The sequence below is a fragment of the Alkalihalobacillus phoenicis genome, assembly GCF_047302405.1.
Lineage (GTDB): Bacteria > Bacillota > Bacilli > Bacillales > Bacillaceae_D > Alkalihalobacillus.
Map to the genome: position 1 here is coordinate 3,937,611 of NZ_CP154853.1, position 24,347 is coordinate 3,961,957.

At 40.0% G+C, this 24,347-nt stretch carries 30 protein-coding genes and 1 other annotated feature; all 30 genes read right to left on the bottom strand.

Annotation, left to right across the window (positions count from 1 at the left end):
* Positions 1 to 29: 29 nt before the first annotated feature.
* Positions 30 to 428, bottom strand: a complete 399-nt coding sequence (rpsH, locus tag AA0017_RS18530) for a 30S ribosomal protein S8 (protein WP_003322625.1) — start codon at positions 426 to 428, stop codon at positions 30 to 32.
* Between the two features lie 29 nt (positions 429 to 457).
* Positions 458 to 643, bottom strand: coding sequence for a type Z 30S ribosomal protein S14 (locus AA0017_RS18535; protein ID WP_003322624.1), 186 nt, complete (start codon positions 641 to 643; stop codon positions 458 to 460).
* 30 nt (positions 644 to 673) lie between these two features.
* Positions 674 to 1,213 (bottom strand): 50S ribosomal protein L5, encoded by a 540-nt coding sequence (gene rplE, locus AA0017_RS18540; RefSeq protein ID WP_413376879.1) that lies wholly within the window; start codon positions 1,211 to 1,213, stop codon positions 674 to 676.
* Between the two features lie 24 nt (positions 1,214 to 1,237).
* The gene (gene rplX, locus AA0017_RS18545) at positions 1,238 to 1,549 is read right to left on the bottom strand and encodes a 50S ribosomal protein L24 (RefSeq protein ID WP_003322622.1); all 312 of its coding nucleotides are present in this window, start codon (positions 1,547 to 1,549) and stop codon (positions 1,238 to 1,240) included.
* A 48-nt stretch (positions 1,550 to 1,597) separates the two neighbouring features.
* Positions 1,598 to 1,966, bottom strand: a complete 369-nt coding sequence (rplN, locus tag AA0017_RS18550) for a 50S ribosomal protein L14 (protein WP_003322621.1) — start codon at positions 1,964 to 1,966, stop codon at positions 1,598 to 1,600.
* 34 nt (positions 1,967 to 2,000) lie between these two features.
* Positions 2,001 to 2,261, bottom strand: coding sequence for a 30S ribosomal protein S17 (rpsQ, locus tag AA0017_RS18555; protein WP_003322619.1), 261 nt, complete (start codon positions 2,259 to 2,261; stop codon positions 2,001 to 2,003).
* Positions 2,262 to 2,279: 18 nt separating this feature from the next.
* Positions 2,280 to 2,483 (bottom strand): 50S ribosomal protein L29, encoded by a 204-nt coding sequence (gene rpmC, locus AA0017_RS18560; protein ID WP_003322618.1) that lies wholly within the window; start codon positions 2,481 to 2,483, stop codon positions 2,280 to 2,282.
* The gene (gene rplP, locus AA0017_RS18565) at positions 2,473 to 2,907 is read right to left on the bottom strand and encodes a 50S ribosomal protein L16 (protein ID WP_003322617.1); all 435 of its coding nucleotides are present in this window, start codon (positions 2,905 to 2,907) and stop codon (positions 2,473 to 2,475) included. The genes rpmC and rplP overlap by 11 nt, the downstream gene beginning before the upstream one ends.
* A gap of 2 nt (positions 2,908 to 2,909) precedes the next feature.
* Complete coding sequence (rpsC, locus tag AA0017_RS18570; RefSeq protein ID WP_003322616.1) at positions 2,910 to 3,569, bottom strand: 30S ribosomal protein S3; 660 nt, start codon at positions 3,567 to 3,569, stop codon at positions 2,910 to 2,912.
* A gap of 3 nt (positions 3,570 to 3,572) precedes the next feature.
* Positions 3,573 to 3,914 carry a 50S ribosomal protein L22 gene (gene rplV / locus AA0017_RS18575; RefSeq protein ID WP_413376882.1) on the bottom strand — a complete coding sequence of 114 codons (342 nt, stop codon included), beginning with the start codon at positions 3,912 to 3,914 and terminating at the stop codon, positions 3,573 to 3,575.
* Positions 3,915 to 3,942: 28 nt separating this feature from the next.
* Positions 3,943 to 4,221, bottom strand: a complete 279-nt coding sequence (rpsS, locus tag AA0017_RS18580) for a 30S ribosomal protein S19 (RefSeq protein WP_003322614.1) — start codon at positions 4,219 to 4,221, stop codon at positions 3,943 to 3,945.
* A 61-nt stretch (positions 4,222 to 4,282) separates the two neighbouring features.
* A complete protein-coding gene (gene rplB, locus AA0017_RS18585) occupies positions 4,283 to 5,113 on the bottom strand; it encodes a 50S ribosomal protein L2 (RefSeq protein WP_413376884.1) in 831 nt (276 codons plus the stop codon).
* Between the two features lie 26 nt (positions 5,114 to 5,139).
* A complete protein-coding gene (rplW, locus tag AA0017_RS18590; RefSeq protein ID WP_413376886.1) occupies positions 5,140 to 5,430 on the bottom strand; it encodes a 50S ribosomal protein L23 in 291 nt (96 codons plus the stop codon).
* Positions 5,430 to 6,053: a 50S ribosomal protein L4 gene (gene rplD / locus AA0017_RS18595; RefSeq protein WP_413376888.1), complete on the bottom strand. Its 624-nt coding sequence runs from the start codon at positions 6,051 to 6,053 to the stop codon at positions 5,430 to 5,432. Before rplD ends, rplW begins: the two co-directional genes overlap by 1 nt.
* Before the next feature lie 28 nt (positions 6,054 to 6,081).
* Positions 6,082 to 6,711, bottom strand: a complete 630-nt coding sequence (rplC, locus tag AA0017_RS18600; RefSeq protein WP_413376890.1) for a 50S ribosomal protein L3 — start codon at positions 6,709 to 6,711, stop codon at positions 6,082 to 6,084.
* A gap of 76 nt (positions 6,712 to 6,787) precedes the next feature.
* Positions 6,788 to 7,096 (bottom strand): 30S ribosomal protein S10, encoded by a 309-nt coding sequence (gene rpsJ / locus AA0017_RS18605; RefSeq protein WP_045486734.1) that lies wholly within the window; start codon positions 7,094 to 7,096, stop codon positions 6,788 to 6,790.
* A 316-nt stretch (positions 7,097 to 7,412) separates the two neighbouring features.
* Positions 7,413 to 8,603 (bottom strand): elongation factor Tu, encoded by a 1,191-nt coding sequence (gene tuf, locus AA0017_RS18610; RefSeq protein WP_413376892.1) that lies wholly within the window; start codon positions 8,601 to 8,603, stop codon positions 7,413 to 7,415.
* Between the two features lie 131 nt (positions 8,604 to 8,734).
* The gene (gene fusA / locus AA0017_RS18615; RefSeq protein WP_413376893.1) at positions 8,735 to 10,813 is read right to left on the bottom strand and encodes an elongation factor G; all 2,079 of its coding nucleotides are present in this window, start codon (positions 10,811 to 10,813) and stop codon (positions 8,735 to 8,737) included.
* 48 nt (positions 10,814 to 10,861) lie between these two features.
* Complete coding sequence (gene rpsG / locus AA0017_RS18620; RefSeq protein WP_413376895.1) at positions 10,862 to 11,332, bottom strand: 30S ribosomal protein S7; 471 nt, start codon at positions 11,330 to 11,332, stop codon at positions 10,862 to 10,864.
* Between the two features lie 41 nt (positions 11,333 to 11,373).
* A complete protein-coding gene (gene rpsL / locus AA0017_RS18625; protein WP_003322604.1) occupies positions 11,374 to 11,793 on the bottom strand; it encodes a 30S ribosomal protein S12 in 420 nt (139 codons plus the stop codon).
* 112 nt (positions 11,794 to 11,905) lie between these two features.
* Complete coding sequence (locus tag AA0017_RS18630) at positions 11,906 to 12,154, bottom strand: 50S ribosomal protein L7ae-like protein (protein ID WP_413376897.1); 249 nt, start codon at positions 12,152 to 12,154, stop codon at positions 11,906 to 11,908.
* A 180-nt stretch (positions 12,155 to 12,334) separates the two neighbouring features.
* Entirely contained in the window at positions 12,335 to 15,958 is a 3,624-nt protein-coding gene (gene rpoC / locus AA0017_RS18635; RefSeq protein WP_413376899.1) for a DNA-directed RNA polymerase subunit beta', read from the bottom strand.
* Positions 15,959 to 16,229: 271 nt separating this feature from the next.
* Complete coding sequence (gene rpoB / locus AA0017_RS18640) at positions 16,230 to 19,772, bottom strand: DNA-directed RNA polymerase subunit beta (protein ID WP_413376900.1); 3,543 nt, start codon at positions 19,770 to 19,772, stop codon at positions 16,230 to 16,232.
* Between the two features lie 362 nt (positions 19,773 to 20,134).
* The gene (locus AA0017_RS18645) at positions 20,135 to 20,740 is read right to left on the bottom strand and encodes a class I SAM-dependent methyltransferase (RefSeq protein ID WP_413376902.1); all 606 of its coding nucleotides are present in this window, start codon (positions 20,738 to 20,740) and stop codon (positions 20,135 to 20,137) included.
* Positions 20,741 to 20,842: 102 nt separating this feature from the next.
* A complete protein-coding gene (gene rplL / locus AA0017_RS18650) occupies positions 20,843 to 21,205 on the bottom strand; it encodes a 50S ribosomal protein L7/L12 (RefSeq protein ID WP_003322599.1) in 363 nt (120 codons plus the stop codon).
* A 62-nt stretch (positions 21,206 to 21,267) separates the two neighbouring features.
* Complete coding sequence (rplJ, locus tag AA0017_RS18655; RefSeq protein WP_413376904.1) at positions 21,268 to 21,765, bottom strand: 50S ribosomal protein L10; 498 nt, start codon at positions 21,763 to 21,765, stop codon at positions 21,268 to 21,270.
* A 46-nt stretch (positions 21,766 to 21,811) separates the two neighbouring features.
* Positions 21,812 to 21,947 (bottom strand) — a sequence feature (ribosomal protein L10 leader region).
* Between the two features lie 59 nt (positions 21,948 to 22,006).
* Positions 22,007 to 22,747, bottom strand: a complete 741-nt coding sequence (gene rplA / locus AA0017_RS18660; protein ID WP_413376906.1) for a 50S ribosomal protein L1 — start codon at positions 22,745 to 22,747, stop codon at positions 22,007 to 22,009.
* 73 nt (positions 22,748 to 22,820) lie between these two features.
* The gene (rplK, locus tag AA0017_RS18665; RefSeq protein WP_003322595.1) at positions 22,821 to 23,246 is read right to left on the bottom strand and encodes a 50S ribosomal protein L11; all 426 of its coding nucleotides are present in this window, start codon (positions 23,244 to 23,246) and stop codon (positions 22,821 to 22,823) included.
* A 157-nt stretch (positions 23,247 to 23,403) separates the two neighbouring features.
* On the bottom strand, positions 23,404 to 23,937 hold the full coding sequence (gene nusG / locus AA0017_RS18670; RefSeq protein ID WP_413376908.1) for a transcription termination/antitermination protein NusG: 534 nt from the start codon (positions 23,935 to 23,937) through the stop codon (positions 23,404 to 23,406).
* A 104-nt stretch (positions 23,938 to 24,041) separates the two neighbouring features.
* Positions 24,042 to 24,233 carry a preprotein translocase subunit SecE gene (gene secE / locus AA0017_RS18675; RefSeq protein ID WP_003322593.1) on the bottom strand — a complete coding sequence of 64 codons (192 nt, stop codon included), beginning with the start codon at positions 24,231 to 24,233 and terminating at the stop codon, positions 24,042 to 24,044.
* Positions 24,234 to 24,347: the final 114 nt, after the last annotated feature.

A 24,347-nucleotide genomic window follows, 5' to 3' on the forward strand; every position in this document is an offset into this window, starting at 1 on the left:
ATACACCTCCGTTCAATTAAAGAATCTTCTTACCAAACGTATGCTAAAACTTCTCCGCCGATTTGTTGGCTGCGAGCTTCTTTATCAGTTAACACTCCGTTAGAAGTAGAAACGATAGCAATACCAAGTCCACCAAGTACACGAGGAAGCTCACCGGCTTTTGCGTATACACGAAGACCAGGCTTACTGATACGTTTTAAACCAGTAATTACACGTTCGTTTGTTGGACCGTATTTTAAGAAGATACGGATAACTCCTTGTTTATTATCTTCAACATATTCGTAATCACGAATGAAACCTTCACGTTTTAAGATTTCAGCGATTTCCTTCTTCACCTTTGAAGCAGGCAATTCTAGCTTCTCGTGACGAACTGTGTTCGCATTACGAATACGAGTCAGCATATCTGCAATAGGATCTGTCATGACCATTTGTTTTTACCTCCTTCCCGTTCTTGAGCTTACCAGCTAGCTTTCTTCACACCAGGAATTTGCCCTTTATGCGCAAGTTCTCTGAAGCAAATCCGGCAAAGTTTAAACTTACGAATAACTGAATGAGGACGACCGCAACGTTCACAACGTGTATATTCTTGTACTTTATACTTTTGTGTACGTTTTTGCTTTGCAATCATTGATTTCTTTGCCAATGTTTTCCCTCCTCTTATTAGGTGACCGTATTATTTTTTGAACGGCATTCCCATATGTGTTAATAATTCACGAGCTTCTTCATCAGTGTTAGCTGTTGTTACGATAACAACATCCATTCCACGTACTTTATCCACTTTATCATAATCAATTTCAGGGAAAATTAATTGCTCTTTAACACCAAGAGTATAGTTCCCACGACCATCAAAAGCTTTATTAGAGATACCACGGAAGTCACGTACACGTGGTAAAGAAACAGTAACTAATTTATCTAAGAATGCATACATACGCTCACCACGAAGAGTAACCTTCGCACCGATAGGCATTCCTTCACGAAGTTTGAAACCAGCGATTGATTTCTTCGCTTTTGTTACAAGTGGTTTTTGACCAGTGATTTGTCCTAACTCTTCAACAGCTTTATCTAAAGCTTTTGCATTAGAAACAGCATCACCAATACCCATGTTGACAACAATTTTATCAAGTTTAGGCACAGCCATTACTGAAGTATAGTTGAACTTCTCTACTAGAGAAGGGACGATCTCATTTGAATACTTTTCTTTTAAACGATTCACAGGATTAACCTCCTTTCAACCTGACTACTTATCTAGAACTTCGCCAGACTTTTTAGCAATACGTACTTTTTTATCATCTACTACTTTATATCCTACACGAGTAGGTTCACCAGACTTAGGATCAACTGGCATTACATTTGAAGCATGAATCGGCGCTTCTTGCGTTAAGATACCACCTTGTGGGTTATCTTGAGACGGTTTCGCGTGTTTTTTCACGAAATTCACGCCTTCAACAAGGACACGATTCTTTTTCGGAAATGCTTCTAAAATAACACCCTGCTTACCTTTGTCTTTACCAGAGATCACTTTTACAGTGTCACCTTTTTTGACATGCATATTTGCCATGTTCGCACCTCCTTGACAGGCCTTCTCATTAATGAGTGATTAAAGAACTTCCGGAGCAAGAGACACAATCTTCATGAATTGATTTTCACGAAGTTCGCGTGCTACAGGTCCAAAAATACGAGTTCCACGAGGGCTCTTATCATCACGAATAATTACAACTGCGTTCTCATCAAACTTGATATATGAACCGTCGTTACGACGAGCACCACTTTTTGAACGAACAATAACAGCTTTTACAACGTCACCTTTCTTGACAACGCCACCTGGTGTTGCTTGTTTCACCGAACAAACGATAACATCACCAATATTAGCTGTTTTGCGACCAGAACCACCTAAAACTTTGATAGCTAGCACTTCACGAGCACCAGAGTTATCAGCAACTTTTAAACGAGATTCTTGTTGAATCATGCGATCTTACCTCCCTTCAACTAAAGAACATCTATTAAATGATAACCGCTTCTTCAACGATTTCAATTAAACGGAAACGTTTATCTTTTGATAATGGACGAGTTTCCATGATTTTAACGATATCGCCAATTTTAGCTTTGTTATCTTCATCATGTGCTTTGAATTTCTTAGAATATTTTACACGCTTACCGTAAAGGCGGTCTTTCTTGTATGTTTCGACAAGAACAGTAATGGTCTTATCCATTTTGTCAGAAACAACGCGCCCATTATATACTTTGCGTTGGTTGCGTTCCATATTTTAGCAAACCTCCTTTTAGCCGTTGTTAATTCCAAGCTCACGTTCACGCAAAACTGTCTTTGCACGAGCAATTGCTTTACGAACTTCACGAATGCGGGCTGGATTATCTAATTGACCAGTCGCTAGTTGAAAGCGAAGGTTGAATAATTCTTCTTTAAGTGATTTCGTTTTTTGCTCAATTTCAGCAGTGGTTAAGTTACGAATATCATTAGCTTTCATTTGCGTCACCACCCACTTCTTCACGTTTTACAAATTTACATTTAACAGGTAATTTATGAGAAGCTAAACGTAACGCTTCACGAGCTACCTCTTCTGACACTCCAGAGATTTCAAACATAACTTTTCCAGGTTTAACGACAGCAACCCAACCTTCAGGAGCCCCTTTACCTGAACCCATTCGAACTTCTAGAGGTTTTGCAGTGTAAGGTTTAGATGGGAAAATCTTAATCCAAACTTTACCACCACGTTTCATATAACGAGTCATCGCAATACGAGCCGCTTCGATTTGACGGTTTGTAATCCAAGAAGCATCTTGAGCTTGTAAACCGTACTCACCGAAATGTACTTCCGTACCGCCTTTGGCACGACCACGCATTTTTCCACGATGTTCACGACGATATTTCACACGTTTTGGCATTAACATGATTAGTTGCCTCCTTCCTTTTGGTTCGTCCCTTTCGTTGGAAGAACTTCACCGCGATAGATCCAGATTTTCACACCTAGTTTACCGTATGTTGTATCTGCTTCTGCTGTACCGTAATCAATATCAGCACGAAGAGTGTGAAGCGGAACAGTTCCTTCACTATAATGTTCAGCACGAGCGATATCAGCACCACCTAAACGACCAGATACTTGAGTTTTAATACCCTTTGCACCTGAACGCATTGTGCGTTGAATCGCTTGTTTCATTGCACGACGGAAAGAAATACGATTTTCTAATTGACGAGCAATGTTTTCAGCTACTAATTTAGCATCTAAATCAGCATGTTTAATTTCAAAAATGTTAATATGAACTCTTTTACCAGTTAGTTCATTTAAAGCTTTACGTAAAGCTTCTACTTCTGATCCACCTTTACCAATAACCATTCCTGGTTTAGCAGTAGATACAGTTACATTTACGCGGTTTGCAGCACGCTCAATTTCAACTTTAGAAACTGAAGCATCTTTCAAACGGTTTTCGATGTACTCACGAATTTTAATATCTTCGTGTAGTAAATCAGCATAATCTTTATCAGCGTACCATTTTGACTCCCAGTCACGAATAACGCCTACTCGAAGTCCAACAGGATTGACCTTTTGACCCACGCTTTATCCCTCCTTCTTTTCTGTTACAACTAGTGTGATGTGGCTTGTGCGCTTGTTAATACGACTAGCACGACCTTGTGCACGTGGACGGAAACGTTTTAACGTTACTCCCTCATCGACAAACACTTCACTAATTACAAGATTATTTGGCTCCATTTCATAGTTGTGCTCAGCATTCGCAATCGCAGAGTTAAGAAGTTTCTCAACTACTGTGGAAGCAGCTTTTGGTGTGTGACGAAGAATTGCAATCGCCTCACCTACTTGCTTGCCGCGAATAAGATCAACAACTAAACGAACTTTACGAGGAGCAATACGGATTTGTTTGGCTACAGCTTTAGCTTGCATAGACTAAAGACCTCCTCTCTAACTCACCTTAACGTCTTGTTTTCTTATCATCAGCAGCGTGACCTTTATACGTACGAGTAGGTGCAAACTCTCCAAGTTTGTGTCCTACCATGTCTTCAGAAATGTATACAGGAACATGCTTACGACCATCATAAACGGCAATCGTGTGACCAATAAAGTCAGGGAAAATTGTTGAGCGACGTGACCAAGTTTTAATTACGCGCTTGTCATTTCCTTCGTTCATCGTTTCAACTTTTTTCATTAAATGATCATCGACAAAAGGTCCCTTTTTTAAACTACGACCCATGAGATATCCTCCCTTCGTGATCGGCGCACGGTTCTACCTTAGAACCGCAGCACTAATCCCGTTATTTTTTACGACGACGGACAATATACTTATCAGACGCTTTGTTTTTATTACGTGTTTTGTAACCAAGAGTTGGTTTACCCCATGGTGACATTGGAGATTTACGTCCGATAGGTGATTTACCTTCACCACCACCGTGTGGGTGATCGTTAGGGTTCATTACAGAACCACGAACAGTTGGGCGTTTGCCTAACCAACGAGAACGACCGGCTTTACCGATATTCACAAGTTCGTGCTCAAGATTACCAACTTGACCAATTGTAGCACGGCAAGTAGCTAAGATATAACGAGTTTCACCAGAGTTTAAACGTACAAGAACATAGTTTTCTTCTTTACCAAGAACTTGAGCTTCTGTTCCTGCAGAACGAACTAATTGTCCGCCTTTACCTGGTTTTAATTCGATGTTATGAATAACAGTACCAACAGGGATATTGATAAGTGGTAAAGCATTACCAACTTTAATATCAGAGTTAGGGCCTGACTCAATCATCATATCAACTTTAAGACCTTTAGGCGCTAAAATATAACGCTTTTCACCATCTGCATAGTTGACTAAAGCGATGTTAGCCGAACGGTTCGGATCGTATTCGATCGTAGCAACGCGTCCTGGAATTCCATCTTTATTACGTTTAAAGTCAATCACACGGTATTGGCGCTTATGACCGCCACCTTGATGACGTACAGTTAATTTACCTTGATTGTTACGTCCGCCTTTTTTATGAAGCGGTGCAAGCAATGATTTTTCTGGTTTGTCCGTCGTGATTTCCTTGAAATCTAGAACAGACATACCACGACGACCGGCACTGGTCGGTTTGTACTTTTTAATAGCCATGTTCAGTTACCTCCTTCTTTAAAAAATTAAACTCCCTCGAAGAATTCAAGTTCTTTGCTATCTGGTGTTAGAGTGACAACAGCTTTTTTACGACGAGCTGTAAAGCCAGTGTAACGACCAAAACGCTTAGATTTACCTTTGTAATTCATCGTGTTCACTTTAGAAACTTTCACTTCAAAGATTTCTTCAACCGCATCTTTGATTTGTGTTTTATTCGCACGAACATCCACTTCAAATGTGTAAACTTTTTCACTCATTAAATCAGCTGAACGTTCTGTAATAACTGGGCGCTTAATGATATCACGAGCGTTTGACATTACGCAAGCACCTCCTCTACCTTTTCAACGGCTTCTTTGGTGATGATTAGCTTATCATGCTTGATGACATCTAATACATTAACACCTTCCGCAGTAACGATTGTTACTCCAGGAATATTACGTGCAGACAATGCAACTTTTTCATCATAGTTAGCTGTAACAACTAATGCTTTTGAGTCTACAGATAATGCAGCTAAAACATTAACCATATCTTTTGTTTTAATAGAATCAAACTTAAGATCCTCTAAAACAACGATTTCCGCTGCTTTCACTTTGCTTGAAAGTGCAGATTTGATAGCTAAACGACGAACTTTTTTCGGTAATTTGTAGCTGTAGCTACGTGGAGTTGGTCCGAATACTACGCCTCCACCAACCCATTGTGGTGCACGGATAGTTCCTTGACGAGCGCGACCAGTTCCTTTTTGACGCCATGGTTTACGACCTCCACCGCGTACTTCAGAACGTCCTTTTGTTTTGTGAGTTCCTTGACGTAAAGATGCTTGTTGCATCACGATAGCGTCGTGTAAAACAGCTTTATTTGGCTCTAAACCAAAGATTGATTCAACTAACTCGATGTCTCCAACTTGTGAACCTGATTGATTAAATAATGCTACTTTCGGCATGATGTGGCCTCCTTTCTTACAGTGTTAATTAGTTTCCTTTAACCGCACTTTGAACAGTTACATAACTTTTCTTAGCTCCAGGAACATTTCCTTTTACTAATAGAAGATTACGTTCTGTATCAACTTTGACGACTTCTAAGTTTTGGATCGTAATTTGTTCTCCACCCATACGTCCAGGTAATAATTTACCTTTAAATACACGGTTCGGAGCAACAGGACCCATTGAACCAGGACGACGGTGATATCTTGAACCGTGAGACATTGGTCCGCGAGATTGGTTATGACGTTTGATTGCGCCTTGGAAACCTTTCCCTTTAGAAATACCTGTTACGTCAATTGATTCACCAATTGCAAATGTATCTACCTTAACTTCTTGCCCTACTTCATACTCAGCAAGACTTACGTTACGGATTTCCTTAATGAAGCGCTTAGGTGTTGTGCTTGCTTTTGCAGCATGACCTTCAGCTGGCTTATTAATGTTTGACTTCTTCTGATCAGCAAATCCTAATTGAATCGCTTCATAACCATCTGACTCAACAGTTTTCACTTGAAGAACAACATTTGGCTCAGCTTCAATTACTGTTACTGGGATAACTTCACCATTTTCAGCAAATACTTGAGTCATACCAATTTTTCTTCCTAAGATTCCTTTGGACATCCGAAACACCTCCTATAAAAATATAATGTATTTTGCCATTTTCTCTATTCATATAAGACTATCTACAGTCTAAAAATTACAATTTAATTTCGATATCTACACCTGACGGTAAGTCCAAACGCATTAGCGCATCCACAGTTTGTGGAGTTGGATTCACAATGTCAATTAGGCGTTTATGCGTGCGCATTTCGAATTGTTCACGAGAATCCTTGTACTTATGAACCGCACGTAAAACTGTGTAAACTGATTTTTCAGTTGGAAGCGGAATCGGACCAGATACTTGCGCACCTGAACGCTTTGCCGTTTCTACAATTTTTTCTGCTGATTGATCTAGTACACGGTGATCATACGCTTTTAAACGAATACGAATCTTTTGCTTTGCCATAATAGCCCCTCCTTTTTCGTCCATTTTTATAAACAGACATACTCCGCGAAAATTTCCTACACCGTGCCATGGCAAAGGGGCCTGGTGTGTCAGCAACCTTCCGCATCATCGCTGTCAATGACCAACATTCAACATTATACTTGAAAGAAGTGCACAAATCAAGTATTTATCTCGTTAATCACACTTCTACTATTATATAGATACATCTACATATTTGCAAGGTTATTTTAAAAATAGTTTTTCCTTTTATATCCTACTCCATTATAAAAGGAGCACCCTATTAAGAGTGCTCCTTTACTTAACGGTTACCCGTTAATTATTTTGTAATTGTTGCAACAACGCCAGCACCAACTGTACGTCCACCTTCACGGATTGAGAATTTAGTACCTTCTTCAATCGCGATTGGTGAAATTAATTCTACAGTCATTTCGATGTTGTCACCAGGCATTACCATCTCAACGCCTTCTGGAAGATGTACAATTCCAGTTACGTCAGTTGTACGGAAGTAGAACTGAGGACGGTAGTTAGAGAAGAATGGAGTGTGACGTCCACCTTCTTCTTTTGAAAGAACATAAACTTCAGCTTGGAAGTTTGTGTGTGGTGTAATTGTTCCTGGCTTAGCAAGAACTTGTCCACGTTGGATATCATCACGAGATACACCACGTAGTAATGCACCAATGTTGTCGCCAGCTTCAGCATAGTCAAGAAGCTTACGGAACATTTCTACTCCAGTTACAGTTGTAGAAGATTTTTCCTCAGCAAGACCAATGATGTCGATAACGTCACCAACATTAAGTTGTCCACGCTCTACACGACCTGTAGCAACCGTACCACGACCAGTGATTGAGAATACATCCTCAACTGGCATCATGAATGGCTTTTCAGTGTCACGTGGAGGTGTTGGGATATACTCGTCAACTGCGTTCATTAGTTCAACGATTTTTTCTTCCCAAGCAGCGTCACCTTCTAATGCTTTAAGAGCAGAACCTTGGATAACAGGAATGTCATCACCAGGGAAATCGTACTCAGAAAGAAGGTCACGTACTTCCATTTCTACTAATTCTAATAACTCTTCGTCATCAACCATGTCACATTTGTTTAAGAATACAACAAGGTAAGGTACACCTACTTGACGAGAAAGTAAGATGTGCTCACGAGTTTGTGGCATTGGACCGTCAGCAGCAGATACTACTAAGATTCCTCCGTCCATTTGTGCAGCACCAGTGATCATGTTTTTAACATAGTCAGCGTGTCCTGGGCAGTCAACGTGTGCATAGTGACGAGAATCAGTTTCGTACTCAACGTGTGCAGTTGAGATTGTGATACCACGCTCACGCTCCTCTGGAGCTCCGTCGATTGCGTCATATGCCATTGCAGTTCCTTTACCAGACTTTTTAGCAAGTACAGTAGTGATTGCTGCAGTTAGTGTTGTTTTACCATGGTCAACGTGTCCAATTGTACCAATATTGGCATGTGTTTTGGAACGATCGAATTTTTCTTTACCCATGATTCAATTCCTCCCTTAATATAAGTATTTAAATTTTTTATGGATAAGAAAGGTGAATTACCCATTAATTGTTGAATAACACCTTTCTTAGAATACAACAAATTGATACAAGAAACAATTCTTAACGGTTTTTATTGACCTGTTTGCTTCTTAATGATTTCTTCAGCAACGCTCTTAGGCACTTCTTCATAATGATCAAAGAACATAGAGTAAGTACCACGGCCTTGTGTACGAGAACGAAGTGAAGTAGCATATCCGAACATTTCAGCTAATGGAACAAATGCTTTAACAATTTGTGCATTACCACGAGCGTCCATACCTTCAACACGTCCACGACGAGCTGTAACATCTCCCATGATATCTCCCATGTACTCCTCAGGAATTACGATTTCCACTTTCATAAGTGGCTCTAGTAAAACTGGGCTACATTTTGATTTAGCATTCTTAAGTGCCATAGAAGCGGCAATCTTAAACGCCATCTCAGATGAATCGACATCATGATAAGAACCATCGTAAAGTTTTGCTTTGATATCGATGATTGGGAAACCAGCGATCATACCATTATCAAGAGCTTCTGAAATACCCGCTTCAACAGAACTGATGTATTCACGCGGAACTACCCCACCGACAACAGCATTTTCAAATTCAAAACCTGCTCCCTCTTCGTTAGGTGAGAATTCAACCCAAACGTGACCAAATTGACCGCGTCCACCCGATTGACGAACGAACTTACCTTCAACTTGTGCCGTTTGACGAATTGTCTCACGATAAGATACTTGAGGAGCACCAACATTTGCTTCTACTTTGAATTCACGTCTCATACGATCAACAATGATATCTAAGTGAAGTTCACCCATACCACCGATAATTGTTTGACCTGTTTCTTCATCAGTATGTGTTTTAAATGTTGGATCTTCCTCTGCAAGTTTAGAAAGAGCGATACCCATTTTATCTTGGTCCGCTTTTGACTTAGGCTCAACAGATAAGTGAATAACAGGCTCCGGGAACTGCATTGACTCTAAGATAACAAGGTTTTTCTCATCACAAAGAGTATCACCAGTTGTTGTATCTTTTAAACCAACGGCCGCTGCAATGTCACCTGAGTAAACCGTAGAGATTTCCTCACGAGAATTAGCATGCATTTGAAGGATACGACCAACACGCTCACGCTTGTCTTTAGTTGCATTACGCACATAAGAACCAGAGTTAAGCGTTCCAGAGTACACTCGGAAGAATGTAAGTTTTCCTACGAAAGGATCTGTCATTACTTTAAACGCAAGTGCTGCAAATGGTTGATCATCACCAGGTTCGCGAGTTACTTCTTCTTCAGAATCTGGCACATGTCCACGAATCGCCGCTACATCTAGCGGTGATGGTAGGTAGGCAAGAACTGCATCAAGAAGTGCTTGAACACCTTTGTTTTTGAAAGCAGAACCACAAATGACTGGATAGAACTCAACATTACAAGTTCCTTTACGGATTGCAGCCATAAGCTCTTCATTTGTTAATTCTTCACCCTCAAGATATTTCATCATAAGTTCTTCATCTAACTCAGCGACTGCTTCTACTAAAGACTCACGCAATTCAGTTGCTTGATCTTTTAAATCAGCAGGAATCTCAGTAATTTCCCAGTCTTGACCTAAGTCATCTTTAGAAATATGAGCAACCATTTCAATTAAATCAATGTAGCCGGTGAATTCATCTTCAGCTCCAATTGGTAATTGAATTGGATGTGCGTTCGCTTGTAAACGATCGCGTAATGTTCCAACAGAGTACATGAAGTCTGCACCTGTTTTGTCCATTTTGTTAATGAAAACAATACGAGGAACACCATAAGTAGTTGCTTGACGCCATACCGTTTCTGTTTGCGGTTCAACACCAGATTGTGCATCAAGTACCGCCACAGCTCCATCTAGTACACGTAATGAGCGTTCAACCTCAACCGTAAAGTCTACGTGTCCAGGAGTATCAATGATATTGATACGGTGGTCTTTCCATTGTGCTGTTGTCGCAGCAGACGTGATTGTAATACCACGCTCTTGCTCTTGCTCCATCCAGTCCATTTGAGAAGCACCTTCGTGTGTTTCACCAATTTTGTGCACACGACCTGTGTAGTATAAAATACGTTCAGTTGCCGTCGTTTTACCGGCATCGATGTGAGCCATGATGCCGATATTACGCGTATCTTTTAAGGAGAATTCTCTAGCCATATTGTATTTCTCCTTCCTGCAATTGAATTAGTTATAATAAAACCAATCTTACCAACGATAGTGAGCAAACGCTTTGTTCGCTTCAGCCATCTTATGCGTATCTTCACGTTTCTTCACTGATGCTCCAGCGTTGTTAGCAGCATCAAGAATTTCGTTAGCTAAACGCTCTTCCATCGTTTTTTCTCCACGAAGACGAGAGTAGTTCACTAACCAACGAAGACCTAAAGTTGTACGACGCTCAGGTTTAACTTCGATCGGCACTTGATAGTTTGCACCACCAACACGACGAGCTTTAACCTCAAGTACAGGCATAATGTTCTTTAACGCTTGGTCAAATACTTCCATAGGATCTTTGCCACTGCGTTCTTTCACTAGTTCAAACGCGTTATATAAAATCGTTTGAGCTACACCACGCTTACCATCTACCATTAGGCGATTGATTAAACGAGTAACTAGCTTTGAATTATAAATTGGATCAGGTAACACATCACGACGAGCTACGGGTCCTTTACGAGGCATATCATTCCCCTCCTTTCAACAAAGTACTTATTATCAATTTATTACTTTTTCTCTTTTGGACGCTTTGTACCATACTTCGAACGTCCTTGCATACGGTTTTGAACACCGGCTGTATCCAATGCTCCACGGACGATGTGATAACGTACCCCTGGTAAGTCTTTTACACGACCACCACGAATTAGCACAACACTGTGCTCTTGTAAGTTATGTCCAATACCCGGGATGTAAGCAGTAACCTCGATTTGGTTCGTTAAGCGAACACGAGCATATTTACGAAGTGCTGAGTTTGGTTTCTTTGGTGTCATTGTACCAACACGAGTACAAACTCCGCGCTTTTGTGGTGAAGATAGATTTGTTTGAGACTTCTTAAAGCTGTTGTAGCCTTTATTAAGTGCAGGTGAATCTGATTTCTTCACTTTATCAACGCGACCTTTACGAATTAACTGGTTAATTGTAGGCATGTTTTTGTTCCTCCTTTCCTTTCATAAAATAAGACCACAGTTCCTGGTGGTTCATATTTTGGCAAAAGTAAAGTTCTTGCCAAACGGTAGACCCCGATTGGCAAAAACATTATTATATCTTTATCGCAACCGTAGCTGCTCCTACCTCAATTTTACATGCTTTGCCAAGCATTTTCATTGAGTCGACATATATGATTGGTATCTCTTTTGCTTTCGCCAATGCTTCTACGTTATGAATAATCCGGTATTCAGCATCCTTGGCAATGTACACTTCTGATACTTCTTCATTGTCTAAAGATCTTAACGTTTGTTTCGTACCTATGACTAGTTGATTAGCCTGCATTACTTTTTCATAAGACATGTATAATCCTCCAAAGCAATACGTCCTTTGGCACACTTTGATATCTTATCACCGTCGATATCTTCATGTCAACCTATTATTGTAATAAATTTGCTGTATCTAGCATAAGAAGCTAATTTTTAAATCAGATAAGGTCGTGACCGTGGATTCTTCACTAGAATCCAACAGGTCACATTAAACTTATTCGTTTGTAATTAACTCTTCTAAATCTTGATTCTCTTCCTTAACAGCATCCATTTCCTCATATTTAGAAAGGATATTTAAATTACGGTAACGGTTCATACCAGTTCCAGCCGGTACAAGCTTACCGATAATAACATTCTCTTTAAGTCCAAGAAGGCCATCACGTTTTCCTTTAATCGCCGCATCTGTTAAGACACGTGTCGTTTCTTGGAACGAAGCAGCCGATAAGAATGAATCTGTTTCAAGCGATGCTTTCGTAATACCAAGTAAGACAGGACGACCTGTTGCCGGACGTTTTCCACCAATTAATACATCACGGTTTTCGTCATTGAAATGTTGGATTTCAATAAGTGATCCTGGTAATACTTTCGTTTCACCAGCATCGACAACACGGATTTTACGTAACATTTGACGAACCATTACCTCAACGTGCTTATCACCAATTTCTACCCCTTGCATACGGTATACTTTTTGCACTTCACGTAATAGGTATTCTTGTACGCCATTAACACCTTTTACTTTTAATAACTCTTTCGGATCGATCGAACCTTCAGTTAATGTTCCACCTGGTTCGATAACATCACCAACGGATACTTTAATACGAGAACCATAAGGAATAGCATATGCTTTTGTTTCCATAGGACCTTTTAAAGTAACTTCGCGTTTGTCGCCTTCCTTAATATCAACAACTTCTCCCTCAAATTCAGAAATAACCGCTTGCCCTTTCGGATTACGAGCTTCGAATAGCTCCTGAATACGCGGAAGACCTTGTGTAATATCATCTCCGGCTACCCCACCTGTATGGAAAGTACGCATCGTTAACTGGGTTCCTGGCTCACCGATAGATTGAGCTGCGATAATTCCTACCGCTTCTCCAACCTCAACATCGCTACCAGTCGCTAAGTTACGACCGTAACATTTTTTACATACTCCATGTCTCGTATCACAAGTAAATACAGAACGGATATGAAGCTTCTCAATATCTGCATCGAGAATCGCTTTGGCGACATCTTCATCAATTAAATCATTTTTCTTAACAATAACCTCAGAACTTTCAGGATGGCGAACTGTCTTGAATGCGACACGACCAACTAAACGATCGTATAGATCTTCAATAACTTCGTTTCCTTCCTTAATCGCTGCTACCTCTAGGCCTCGGTCTGTACCACAATCTGTCTCACGCACGATAACATCTTGAGCCACATCAACAAGACGACGAGTTAAGTAACCTGAATCGGCTGTCTTAAGGGCGGTATCGGCAAGACCTTTACGAGCACCATGTGTTGAGATGAAGTATTCTAATACCGTAAGACCCTCACGGAAACTTGAACGGATTGGAAGCTCAATGATACGTCCAGATGGATTGGCCATTAATCCACGCATACCCGCTAACTGTGTAAAGTTAGAGGCGTTACCACGGGCACCAGAGTCACTCATCATAAAGATTGGGTTACGCTTATCTAGTGTAAGCATTAACTTATCTTGAATAACATCCTTGGCTTTACTCCATACAGAGATAACTCGGTCATATCTTTCTTCTTCCGTAATTAAACCGCGACGGAATTGTTTTGTAATACGGTCTACCTTTATTTCTGCTTCCGCTAAGATTTCTTTCTTCTCAGCAAGAACGACGATATCGGCAACTCCTACCGTAATACCAGCTTTCGTTGAGTATTTAAATCCTAAATCCTTCATACGGTCAAGCATCTTAGAAGTTTCTGTAATCTTAAACTTCTTAAATACTTCGGCAATAATATTACCTAAGAAACCTTTTTTAAATGGAGATACAACGTCTCTATTTAAGAATTCTGTCCTTACATCAGTTGTACTTGGCACAAGATACTTACTTGGAGTTTCCACTTCAAGATTCGTATCAGATGGCTCATTAATGTACGGGAATGTTTCAGGCAAAATTTCATTAAAAATTAATTTACCAACTGTTGTTAATAACAACAAATTGTTTTGCTCTTCTGTAAATGTTGGTTTATTTAAAGAAGAAACTGGAACTGCAATACGGGAATGTAAGTGTACATATCCATTTTGGTAAGCTAGCAACGCTTCATTCGTATCTTTAAATGTTGCCCCTTCACCTTTTGCATCATCACGTTCCATTGTTAAATAATAGTTACCTAAAACCATATCCTGAGACGGTGTAACAACCGGTTTACCATCTTTAGGGTTTAGGATGTTTTGTGCAGCGAGCATTAGAATACGAGCTTCTGCTTGAGCTTCTGCCGATAGAGGTACGTGAACGGCCATTTGGTCTCCATCAAAGTCGGCATTATACGCCGTACATACTAAAGGATGCAGACGAATAGCTCGACCTTCAACAAGGATTGGCTCAAACGCTTGAATCCCTAAACGGTGAAGCGTTGGTGCACGGTTAAGTAAAACTGGGTGTTCACGAATAACTTCTTCTAAGACATCCCAAACTTCAGGCTGGACCCGCTCAACTTTACGTTTTGCACTCTTAATATTATGTGCTAATCCTTTGCTAACAAGCTCTTTCATAACAAAAGGTTTAAATAACTCAAGTGCCATTTCTTTCGGTAAACCACATTGATACATCTTTAAGTTAGGTCCTACAACGATAACCGAACGTCCAGAGTAGTCAACACGTTTACCTAGTAAATTTTGGCGGAAACGTCCTTGTTTCCCTTTTAACATATGTGAAAGGGATTTTAACGGACGGTTACCTGGTCCAGTTACCGGACGACCACGACGACCATTATCAATTAAAGCATCAACCGCTTCTTGAAGCATCCGTTTTTCATTTTGAACAATGATGTTTGGTGCTCCTAAGTCTAATAGGCGCTTTAATCGATTATTACGGTTAATCACTCGACGGTAAAGGTCGTTTAAATCTGAAGTCGCAAATCGACCACCATCTAGCTGAACCATCGGACGTAATTCAGGTGGAATAACAGGAAGTACATCTAAGATCATCCAAGATGGTTCGTTTCCAGAATTACGGAATGCTTCTAATACTTCAAGACGTTTAATCGCCCGAGTACGACGTTGCCCTTGAGCCGTAAGAAGTTCCTCTTTTAATGAATCCACTTCTTTTTCTAAATCAATATCCGCTAGCAGCTTACGAATCGCTTCCGCTCCCATTTGAGCAGTAAAAGAACGACCATATTTATCGTAATAAGCACGATATTCTTTTTCAGATAGAAGTTGTTTCTTTTCTAATGGTGTATCACCATTATCCGTAACAACATAAGAAGCAAAGTAAATAACCTCTTCTAAGGAACGTGGTGACATATCTAAAACAAGACCCATACGACTTGGAATTCCTTTGAAATACCAAATATGCGAAACAGGTGCAGCAAGTTCAATATGTCCCATGCGCTCACGGCGTACTTTTGAACGTGTAACTTCTACGCCACAACGGTCACAAACTACACCTTTATAACGAACGCGTTTGTATTTTCCACAATGACATTCCCAGTCTTTTTGTGGTCCAAAAATACGTTCACAGAAAAGGCCATCTTTTTCAGGCTTTAATGTACGATAGTTAATCGTTTCTGGCTTTTTCACTTCTCCTCTTGACCAAGAACGAATCTTGTTTGGAGAAGCAAGACCAATTTTCATATATTCGAAGTTATTTACATCTAACAAGGGGCCAACCTCCCTTTTAGTTTCCAAGTCTTGTGCAAAACACGGAATTGACGAACATTTTATACCGCAACTTCTCAGCCCCAACTACCGATGAGAAGAAGGGAAAAGGGATCTAGTGATACTAGTCCCTTGCCCACAGGTTGTGAGACAGTCACTCCCTGCGTACTTATGGTCTAGCTGCAAATGACAGGAACTTGGGTAATATCAACCCACCTGTTAGGGAGGAGTATCTATTACCTCGTTCCTAAACGCCATTTTTCGCTTTTCTTACTTAAGCTTTTGATTCATTCGCTTCGAAATTAAGATTTAACTTCTCACTTGTTTGATCATCTTCATCATCAAGTTCCATTAACTCAATTTCTTCCTCGTTACTAGAGAGCATTTTCACATCCATACCAAGTGACTGCAACTCTTTAATTAATACTTTAAACGACTCTGGTACACCTGGTTCTGGAACATTTTCACCTTTTACAATCGCTTCATACGTTTTCACACGACCAACAACGTCATCTGATTTAACGGTAAGAATTTCCTGTAATGTGTAAGCTGCACCATAAGCTTCAAGTGCCCAAACCTCCATCTCACCAAAACGCTGTCCACCAAATTGAGCTTTACCACCCAATGGCTGCTGCGTTACTAATGAGTAAGGTCCTGTCGAACGTGCGTGAAGCTTATCATCAACCATGTGTGCTAGTTTGATCATGTACATGATCCCAACAGATACACGATTATCAAAAGGTTCACCTGTACGACCATCGTATAATAACGTTTTACCGTCACGAGCCATACCCGCTTCTTCAAGTGTTCCCCAAACATCCTCTTCATTTGCTCCATCAAATACTGGAGAAGCAACATGGATGCCTAGTTTACGAGCTGCCATACCTAAATGGAGCTCAAGCACTTGTCCGATATTCATTCGTGAAGGTACCCCAAGTGGGTTTAACATAATGTCGATTGGTGTACCGTCTGGTAAATAAGGCATATCCTCTTCCGGTAAAATCCGTGAGATAACCCCTTTGTTACCGTGACGACCAGCCATTTTATCGCCTTCATTAATTTTACGCTTCTGAACGATGTATACACGGACCAATTGGTTTACACCAGGAGGTAATTCATCGCCATCTTCACGGTTAAAGATTTTTACGTCAAGTACGATTCCATCGCCACCGTGAGGAGCACGTAATGAAGTATCACGAACTTCTCGAGCTTTTTCACCAAAAATAGCATGTAATAGACGTTCTTCCGCCGTTAATTCTGTTACCCCTTTAGGAGTGACTTTACCAACTAGGATGTCACCGTCTTTTACCTCTGCCCCAACACGAATAATTCCACGGTCGTCAAGATTTTTAAGCGCATCTTCCCCAACGTTCGGAATATCACGTGTAATTTCTTCAGGTCCAAGCTTAGTATCACGAGATTCTGACTCATATTCTTCAATATGAACAGACGTATATACATCATCTTTTACAAGACGCTCACTTAAAATGATCGCATCCTCGTAGTTATAACCTTCCCAAGTCATAAACCCAACCATAACGTTACGACCTAAAGCCATCTCACCTTGTTCCATTGAAGGACCATCAGCTAAGATTTCACGTTTTTCAATAACGTCACCTTCACGTACGATCGGTCGCTGATTATAACTTGTTCCTTGGTTAGAACGTACAAACTTTTGAAGACGATATTTGTCTAAGTCACCTTTTACTTGTTTGCCGTCCATTTCTTCTAAACGACGTACCCAAATTTCTCTCGCTGTTACGCGTTCTATAACACCAGGGTGTTTTGATACAATCGCAGCCCCAGAATCCTTGGCAGAAACATGCTCCATTCCTGTACCCACAATCGGTGCTTCTGGTACAAGTAACGGTACAGCTTGACGTTGCATGTTCGCTCCCATTAAGGCACGGTTGGAGTCATCGTTCTCTAAGAACGGAATACACGATGTTGCCGCAGAAACAACTTGTTTTGGTGAAACGTCCATATAATCAATACGGTCTTTTGAAACAACAATATTCTCACCACGGAAGCGGGAAATAATATTATCATCAATAAAAGAACCATCATCATTTAAACGAGCATTCGCCTGAGCGACTACATAATTATCCTCTTCATCTGCAGTTAAGTAATCAATTCGTGCGGTTACTTTACCTGTTTCAGAGTCAACACGACGATAAGGAGTTTCCATAAAGCCAAACTCATTCACTTTTGCATATGAGGATAAGGAGTTAATTAACCCAATATTTGGACCCTCTGGTGTTTCAATCGGACACATACGGCCATAGTGAGACCAGTGAACGTCACGCACTTCAAATCCAGCACGTTCACGTGTTAAACCACCAGGTCCTAATGCCGATAAACGACGCTTATGTGTTAATTCCGCTAGAGGGTTCGTCTGGTCCATAAATTGCGATAATTGAGAAGAACCAAAGAACTCTTTAATCGACGCAATTACAGGACGAATGTTAATCAGAGCTTGTGGTGTAATCATGTTCGGGTCTTGAATAGACATACGCTCACGAACAACACGCTCCATACGAGATAAACCAATTCTAAATTGATTTTGCAATAACTCACCAACAGAACGTAAACGACGGTTTCCTAAATGATCGATATCATCTGTGTCGCCTACTCCATGCAATAAGTTAAAGAAATAGTTGATTGAAGCAATAATGTCAGCTGGTGTAATATGCTTCGTATCACGATCAATCATACCGTTACCCATTACGCGAATCGGCATTTCACCATCAACATCGTCTGGGGCATAAATAAGAATAGATTGAAGATCAATATCCTCATCACCTACTACCCCACCAGTTGTGCGAGCTTTTCTGAAACCAACGTTGTTTTCTAAGTAAGGAATAATACGATCTAAAGTACGACGATCGAGCACAGTCCCTTTCTCAGCAAGCACTTCCCCTGTTTCAGGGTCAATAAGCGTCTCCGCTAAACGTTGATTAAATAAGCGGTTTTTAATATGAAGTTTTTTGTTGATTTTATAACGACCAACATTCGCTAGATCATATCTCTTTGGATCAAAGAAACGTGAATCTAACAAACTTTTGGCGTTCTCAACAGTCGGTGGTTCTCCCGGACGTAAACGCTCATAAATTTCTAATAAGGCTTTATCAGAGCTATCCGTATTGTCCTTTTCAAGGGAATTACGTAAATACTCATCTTCCCCTAATAAATCAATGATCTCTTGATCAGAACCAAACCCTAATGCACGTAAAAGAACCGTTACGGGTATTTTTCTTGTACGGTCAATACGTACATAAACAATATCCTTCGCATCTGTTTCGAGCTCTAACCAAGCTCCACGGTTTGGAATAACAGTTGCGGTAAAGCCCTTCTTCCCGTTCTTATCCGTTTTTTCACTAAAGTAGACACTTGGCGAACGAACTAACTGGGAGACAATAACACGTTCTGCCCCATTTATGACAAACGTACCTGTTTCCGTCATAAGTGGGAAGTCACCCATAAATACTTCTTGCTCCTTTACTTCACCAGTCTCTTTATTAATAAGACGGACTTTTACACGTAAAGGTGCAGCAAATGTAACATCACGTTCTTTAGACTCATCGACTGGATATTTAGGTTCCCCTAAGCTATAGTCAATAAATTCTAAAACCAAATTCCCTGTGAAGTCTTGAATCGGGGAAATGTCTTGGAACATTTCACGAAGTCCCTCATCAAGAAACCATTGATAAGAAGCTGTTTGAATCTCGATTAAGTTCGGCAACTCCAAAACTTCATTAATTCTTGCATAGCTTCTTCGTTGGCGGTGGCGTCCATACTGAACTAGTTGACCTGTCAACTGATTCACCCCTCAAATCTAGCGTTATAGTATCTAAAATTGACTTCTCTAAATTGCTCACTTCTCCTGCTTCGCAATCATTGAAGTTATCATATAAAGAGAAAAATTTTAAAAGTTTTTACATCTTATCTTCTTTCAAATATAAAAGAAGGCAAGTAAAGACCTTGTTACGTCATATAACAAGATTACATAAAGAAATATGGCTTTGAAAATAAAACCATAATGACATTCTCACATTTGATTATTCTAGTATAACCAAAAAATTCCTGTTCTAATCAAAATAAACCTTGACAATTCATTTTTTTGTTCAACAAAAAATAGGTAGTTATACGCATTAAATAACAATACCACAAAACAAAGTCTCAGTCAATTTTTTTTGCAACTAACAAATAGTAGCCTTTTTTCTTTTTTACAATAGAGCAATTACCAAATACTCGCTCTAATTTTTCAACTGCCGAAGGAGCGCCTTGCTTTTTTTGAATAACTACCCAAAGTTCTCCATTTGTCGCTAAATGCTCATACGCTCTTGCTAAAATATCATGAACGACTTTTTTTCCCGCTCGTATCGGAGGATTTGTTACAATCATCGCAAAATCAGTCGGTTCAACCGCCGAAAAAGAATCACTTACAAAAATCGAAACATTATCGACATGATTATTTATAGCATTACGCCGGGCAAGCTCTAAAGCCCGCTCGTTTACATCGACCATACATACAATTCGAGTAGGATGTTTTTTGGCAATCGTCAACCCAATCGGTCCATAACCACACCCAACATCTAAAATATCTCCTTCTATCATCGGTGTTGTTAATTCTTCTAGCAAAAACCGACTACCAAAATCAACCTCACCTTTTGAAAATACTCCTCGATCAGTCGTGAAGGCAAAATGAAACCCACTTAATGTTGTGTCCCACTTTTTCTCTTCACTTTCTGTAGTTGGTTTATTGGAATAATAATGTTCTGACATGATTAACGTTCCTTTCATCTTCCCTCAAAATAGTATAGTTTGAGTAAGGTATAGAGAGAAAAAAAGACCCGCTTTGACGCGAGTCTTTTTCACTTTATCAAATTACTTAACTTCTACAGAAGCACCAGCTTCTTCAAGTTTAGCTTTGATTTCTTCAGCTTCGTCTTTGCTTGCGCCTTCTTTAACAGGAGCTGGAGCACCGTCAACAACGGCTTTCGCTTCTTTAAGACCAAGACCAGTGATTTCACGAACCACTTTAATTACGCCGATTTTAGAAGAACCAGCAGATGTAAGAATTACATCAAACTCAGTTTGCTCAGCAGCGCCACCGTCAGCAGCTCCACCAGCTACTGCTACAGGTGCAGCAGCAGTAACACCAAATTCTTCTTCAATTGCTTTAACAAGATCGTTAAGCTCTAAAACTGTCATTTCTTTAATCGCTTCAATAATTTGCTCTTTGCTCATTTTATAGTCCTCCTATAGATTGTTTTTGAGTGTTTTATTTCTAAGTTAAGCTGAAGCTAATATTAAGCTCCTTGCTCTTCTTTTTGCTCGGCAACTGCTTTTGTAGCAAGCGCCATGTTGCGCATTGGTGCTTGAAGTACGCTGAGAAGCATAGAAAGAAGTCCATCGCGTGACGGTAGTTCCGCAAGCGCTTTGATTTCTTCCGCAGATGCAACTTGACCTTCGATAACACCCGCTTTAATTTCAAGAGCTTCGTGTTTTTTCGCGAAGTCATTGATAATTTTCGCAGGAGCAATAACATCCTCCGAACCAAAAGCAATCGCTGTTGGCCCTACTAAATGTTGGTCTAATTCCGTAAGTTCAGTTGCTTCAGCCGCACGACGAGTTAATGAATTTTTGTATACTTTAAACTCGATACCTGCTTCACGAAGTTGCTTACGTAATTCAGTTACTTCCGCTACGTTTAATCCACGATAGTCAACAACAACTGTTGATTTGCTATCACGTAATTTCCCTGCAATAACCGCTACAACTTGTTGTTTTTGTTCTAGTACGCTCATTGTTACACCTCCTAGAGTTTGTAATTCCATACCCGGACGTTTTACGTTTAAGCTATAAAAAGCCCCCATGTATAGACATGAGGGCATTATGGACTCTTTTATTAAGAATCTATATCGCTTACCTCGGTAGGATGATTAAGCGTGAACGCCCCTACTGTCTACGGTATGAATGTTTAAATTTATTTATTATGCCTTAGCACACTCCTAAGAGTATACTTGGACTCAAATAAAATGTCAACAATTATTTTGTTAACGCAGTAGCATTAACACGAACTCCAGGACCCATTGTTGAAGCAACCGTTACGTTTCTTACGTAAGTACCTTTTGCTGCTGCTGGTTTAGCTTTCATTAATGTATCAATGATTGTTTTGAAGTTCTCTACTAATTTGTCAGTTTCGAACGACACTTTACCGATTGGTACGTGAATGTTACCAGCTTTATCAACACGGTATTCAACTTTACCTGCTTTAATTTCGTTGATTGCTTTAGTTACATCAAATGTAACTGTTCCTGTTTTAGGGTTTGGCATTAAACCTTTTGGTCCAAGAACACGACCAAGCTTACCAACTTGAGCCATCATATCAGGAGTTGCAACGATTACATCAAACTCAAACCAACCTTGGTTGATTTTGTTAATGAAATCTTCGTCTCCAACATAATCTGCTCCAGCTGCTTCAGCTTCTTTGGCTTTTTCACCTTTAGCGAAAACTAATACAGATTGAGTTTTACCTGTTCCGTTTGGAAGTACAACAGCACCACGGATTTGTTGATCCGCTTTTTTAGGATCTACCCCTAGACGTACAGCCACTTCAACTGTTTCATCAAATTTAGCTGTTGCTGTTTTTTTAACTAATTCAACTGCTTCTTCAACTAAGTAAGATACGTCACGATCAACTAGCTTTAAAGCATCTTGATATTTTTTACTACTTTTAGCCATGCTAATTTCCTCCTCGAATGTGGTTTTAGCGGTAGGACCTCCCACTATGAAAGGTTGCGAACCTAATAAATTAGGATATGAGGATGACCCTCAATCGCAACCTCACGAGTCTTACCAATTAATCTTCAATCACAATACCCATGCTACGCGCAGTACCTTCTACCATGCGCATTGCTGCTTCAACATCAGCTGCATTTAAATCAGGCATTTTTGTTTCAGCAATCTCGCGTACCTTATCACGCTTGACTGTTGCAACCTTATTACGGTTTGGCTCACCAGAACCAGACTCAATACCTGCTGCTTTCTTAAGTAGAACTGCAGCTGGTGGAGTTTTCGTAATAAATGTAAACGAACGGTCTTCAAATACCGTAATTTCAACCGGAATAATTAGACCAGCTTGATCTGAAGTACGAGCGTTAAACTCTTTACAGAATCCCATGATATTAACACCTGCTTGACCTAATGCAGGCCCAACCGGTGGTGCTGGATTTGCTTTCCCAGCAGGAATTTGTAACTTAACCATTTTAATTACCTTTTTCGCCACGTGACACACCTCCTTAGTCCGTGATGTGGTATCCGGGTTTCACCCTCCCACTCAAAAAACGGATGCATTCAAGCACCCGATTGGCTCATGTAAATAAACCACTATCAACCATGAAGATTTTATCACCTTCACCGATTAATTTCAAGTTTTTTTCAAATTAAATCTTTTCCACTTGATTAAATTCAAGTTCAACCGGTGTTTCACGACCGAACATATTCACGTGAACTTTCAGCTTTTGTTTGTCCGCTAAAATTTCTTCAATAGAACCAACAAAGTTCGCAAATGGACCTTCTTTCACTTTAACAGACTCTTTTAACTCAAAGTCAATTTCAGCTTTCGGTTCATCGACACCCATTTGTCGTAAGATACGATCAACTTCATCCGGCATAAGAGCTGTCGGTTTTGAACCAGCTCCCGCTGAACCAACAAATCCTGTCACACCAGGTGTATTTCGCACTACATACCAAGAATCATCTGTCATTGCCATTTCAACAAGGACATATCCTGGGAATACTTTACGAGAAACCGTTTTAGTTTTCCCGTTCTTCACTTCAGTTTCTTCTTCCACAGGAACTAAAACGCGAAAAATCTTGTCCGTCATCTCCATTGATTCAAGACGCTTCTCTAAATTCGCTTTTACTTTATTTTCATACCCCGAGTACGTATGAACAACATACCAGTTTTTTTCCATGCTTTTTAGGACGGTAGTGTCCTTCCCTCCTCATAAAGTTTAAAAGAGACTGGCTCCTCAAAAAGAAAAGCCCTAATGAGTCCAATCACTCTTAAACCACCTTATTAGCGAACCAATTGTTCCACAATAGCTGAAATACCTAAATCTACAAGCCAAAAGAATATAGACATAATCAATACAGTTGTGACAACCACAATCGTATAACGGGTGAGTTCCTTCCTTGTTGGCCAAGAAACTCTTTTCATTTCACGAACTACACCACCAAAAAAATTGCCACTACTTTTCTCACTTGCCAAACGAGACACCTCCAGCACACCAATCAATATAGACAAAAGAAAGCTCATCTATTCCGATTCACGCATATTTTTATTGTGATAGTTTTTTGCTTTTTTTAGTATAAAAGAGACTTA

Coding starts and splice junctions, on each gene's coding strand:
- rpsH (WP_003322625.1), bottom strand. CDS start 428: ATGGTCATGACAGATCCTATTGCAGATATGCTGACTCGTATTCGTAAT.
- rplX (WP_003322622.1), bottom strand. CDS start 1,549: ATGCATGTCAAAAAAGGTGACACTGTAAAAGTGATCTCTGGTAAAGAC.
- rplN (WP_003322621.1), bottom strand. CDS start 1,966: ATGATTCAACAAGAATCTCGTTTAAAAGTTGCTGATAACTCTGGTGCT.
- rpsQ (WP_003322619.1), bottom strand. CDS start 2,261: ATGGAACGCAACCAACGCAAAGTATATAATGGGCGCGTTGTTTCTGAC.
- rpmC (WP_003322618.1), bottom strand. CDS start 2,483: ATGAAAGCTAATGATATTCGTAACTTAACCACTGCTGAAATTGAGCAA.
- rplP (WP_003322617.1), bottom strand. CDS start 2,907: ATGTTAATGCCAAAACGTGTGAAATATCGTCGTGAACATCGTGGAAAA.
- rplV (WP_413376882.1), bottom strand. CDS start 3,914: ATGCAAGCTAAAGCTGTAGCCAAACAAATCCGTATTGCTCCTCGTAAA.
- rpsS (WP_003322614.1), bottom strand. CDS start 4,221: ATGGGTCGTAGTTTAAAAAAGGGACCTTTTGTCGATGATCATTTAATG.
- rplB (WP_413376884.1), bottom strand. CDS start 5,113: ATGGCTATTAAAAAGTACAAACCGACCAGTGCCGGTCGTCGTGGTATG.
- rplW (WP_413376886.1), bottom strand. CDS start 5,430: ATGTCAAACGCTCGTGATATCATTAAGCGCCCAGTTATTACAGAACGT.
- rplD (WP_413376888.1), bottom strand. CDS start 6,053: ATGCCGAAAGTAGCATTATTTAATCAATCAGGTTCACAAGTTGGAGAC.
- rplC (WP_413376890.1), bottom strand. CDS start 6,711: ATGTCCAAAGGAATCTTAGGAAGAAAAATTGGTATGACTCAAGTATTT.
- rpsJ (WP_045486734.1), bottom strand. CDS start 7,096: ATGGCAAAGCAAAAGATTCGTATTCGTTTAAAAGCGTATGATCACCGT.
- tuf (WP_413376892.1), bottom strand. CDS start 8,603: ATGGGTAAAGAAAAATTCGATCGTTCCAAAACACATGCCAATATTGGT.
- fusA (WP_413376893.1), bottom strand. CDS start 10,813: ATGGCTAGAGAATTCTCCTTAAAAGATACGCGTAATATCGGCATCATG.
- rpsG (WP_413376895.1), bottom strand. CDS start 11,332: ATGCCTCGTAAAGGACCCGTAGCTCGTCGTGATGTGTTACCTGATCCA.
- rpsL (WP_003322604.1), bottom strand. CDS start 11,793: ATGCCTACAATTAACCAGTTAATTCGTAAAGGTCGCGTTGATAAAGTG.
- AA0017_RS18630 (WP_413376897.1), bottom strand. CDS start 12,154: ATGTCTTATGAAAAAGTAATGCAGGCTAATCAACTAGTCATAGGTACG.
- AA0017_RS18645 (WP_413376902.1), bottom strand. CDS start 20,740: ATGTCAGAACATTATTATTCCAATAAACCAACTACAGAAAGTGAAGAG.
- rplL (WP_003322599.1), bottom strand. CDS start 21,205: ATGAGCAAAGAGCAAATTATTGAAGCGATTAAAGAAATGACAGTTTTA.
- rplJ (WP_413376904.1), bottom strand. CDS start 21,765: ATGAGCGTACTAGAACAAAAACAACAAGTTGTAGCGGTTATTGCAGGG.
- nusG (WP_413376908.1), bottom strand. CDS start 23,937: ATGGAAAAAAACTGGTATGTTGTTCATACGTACTCGGGGTATGAAAAT.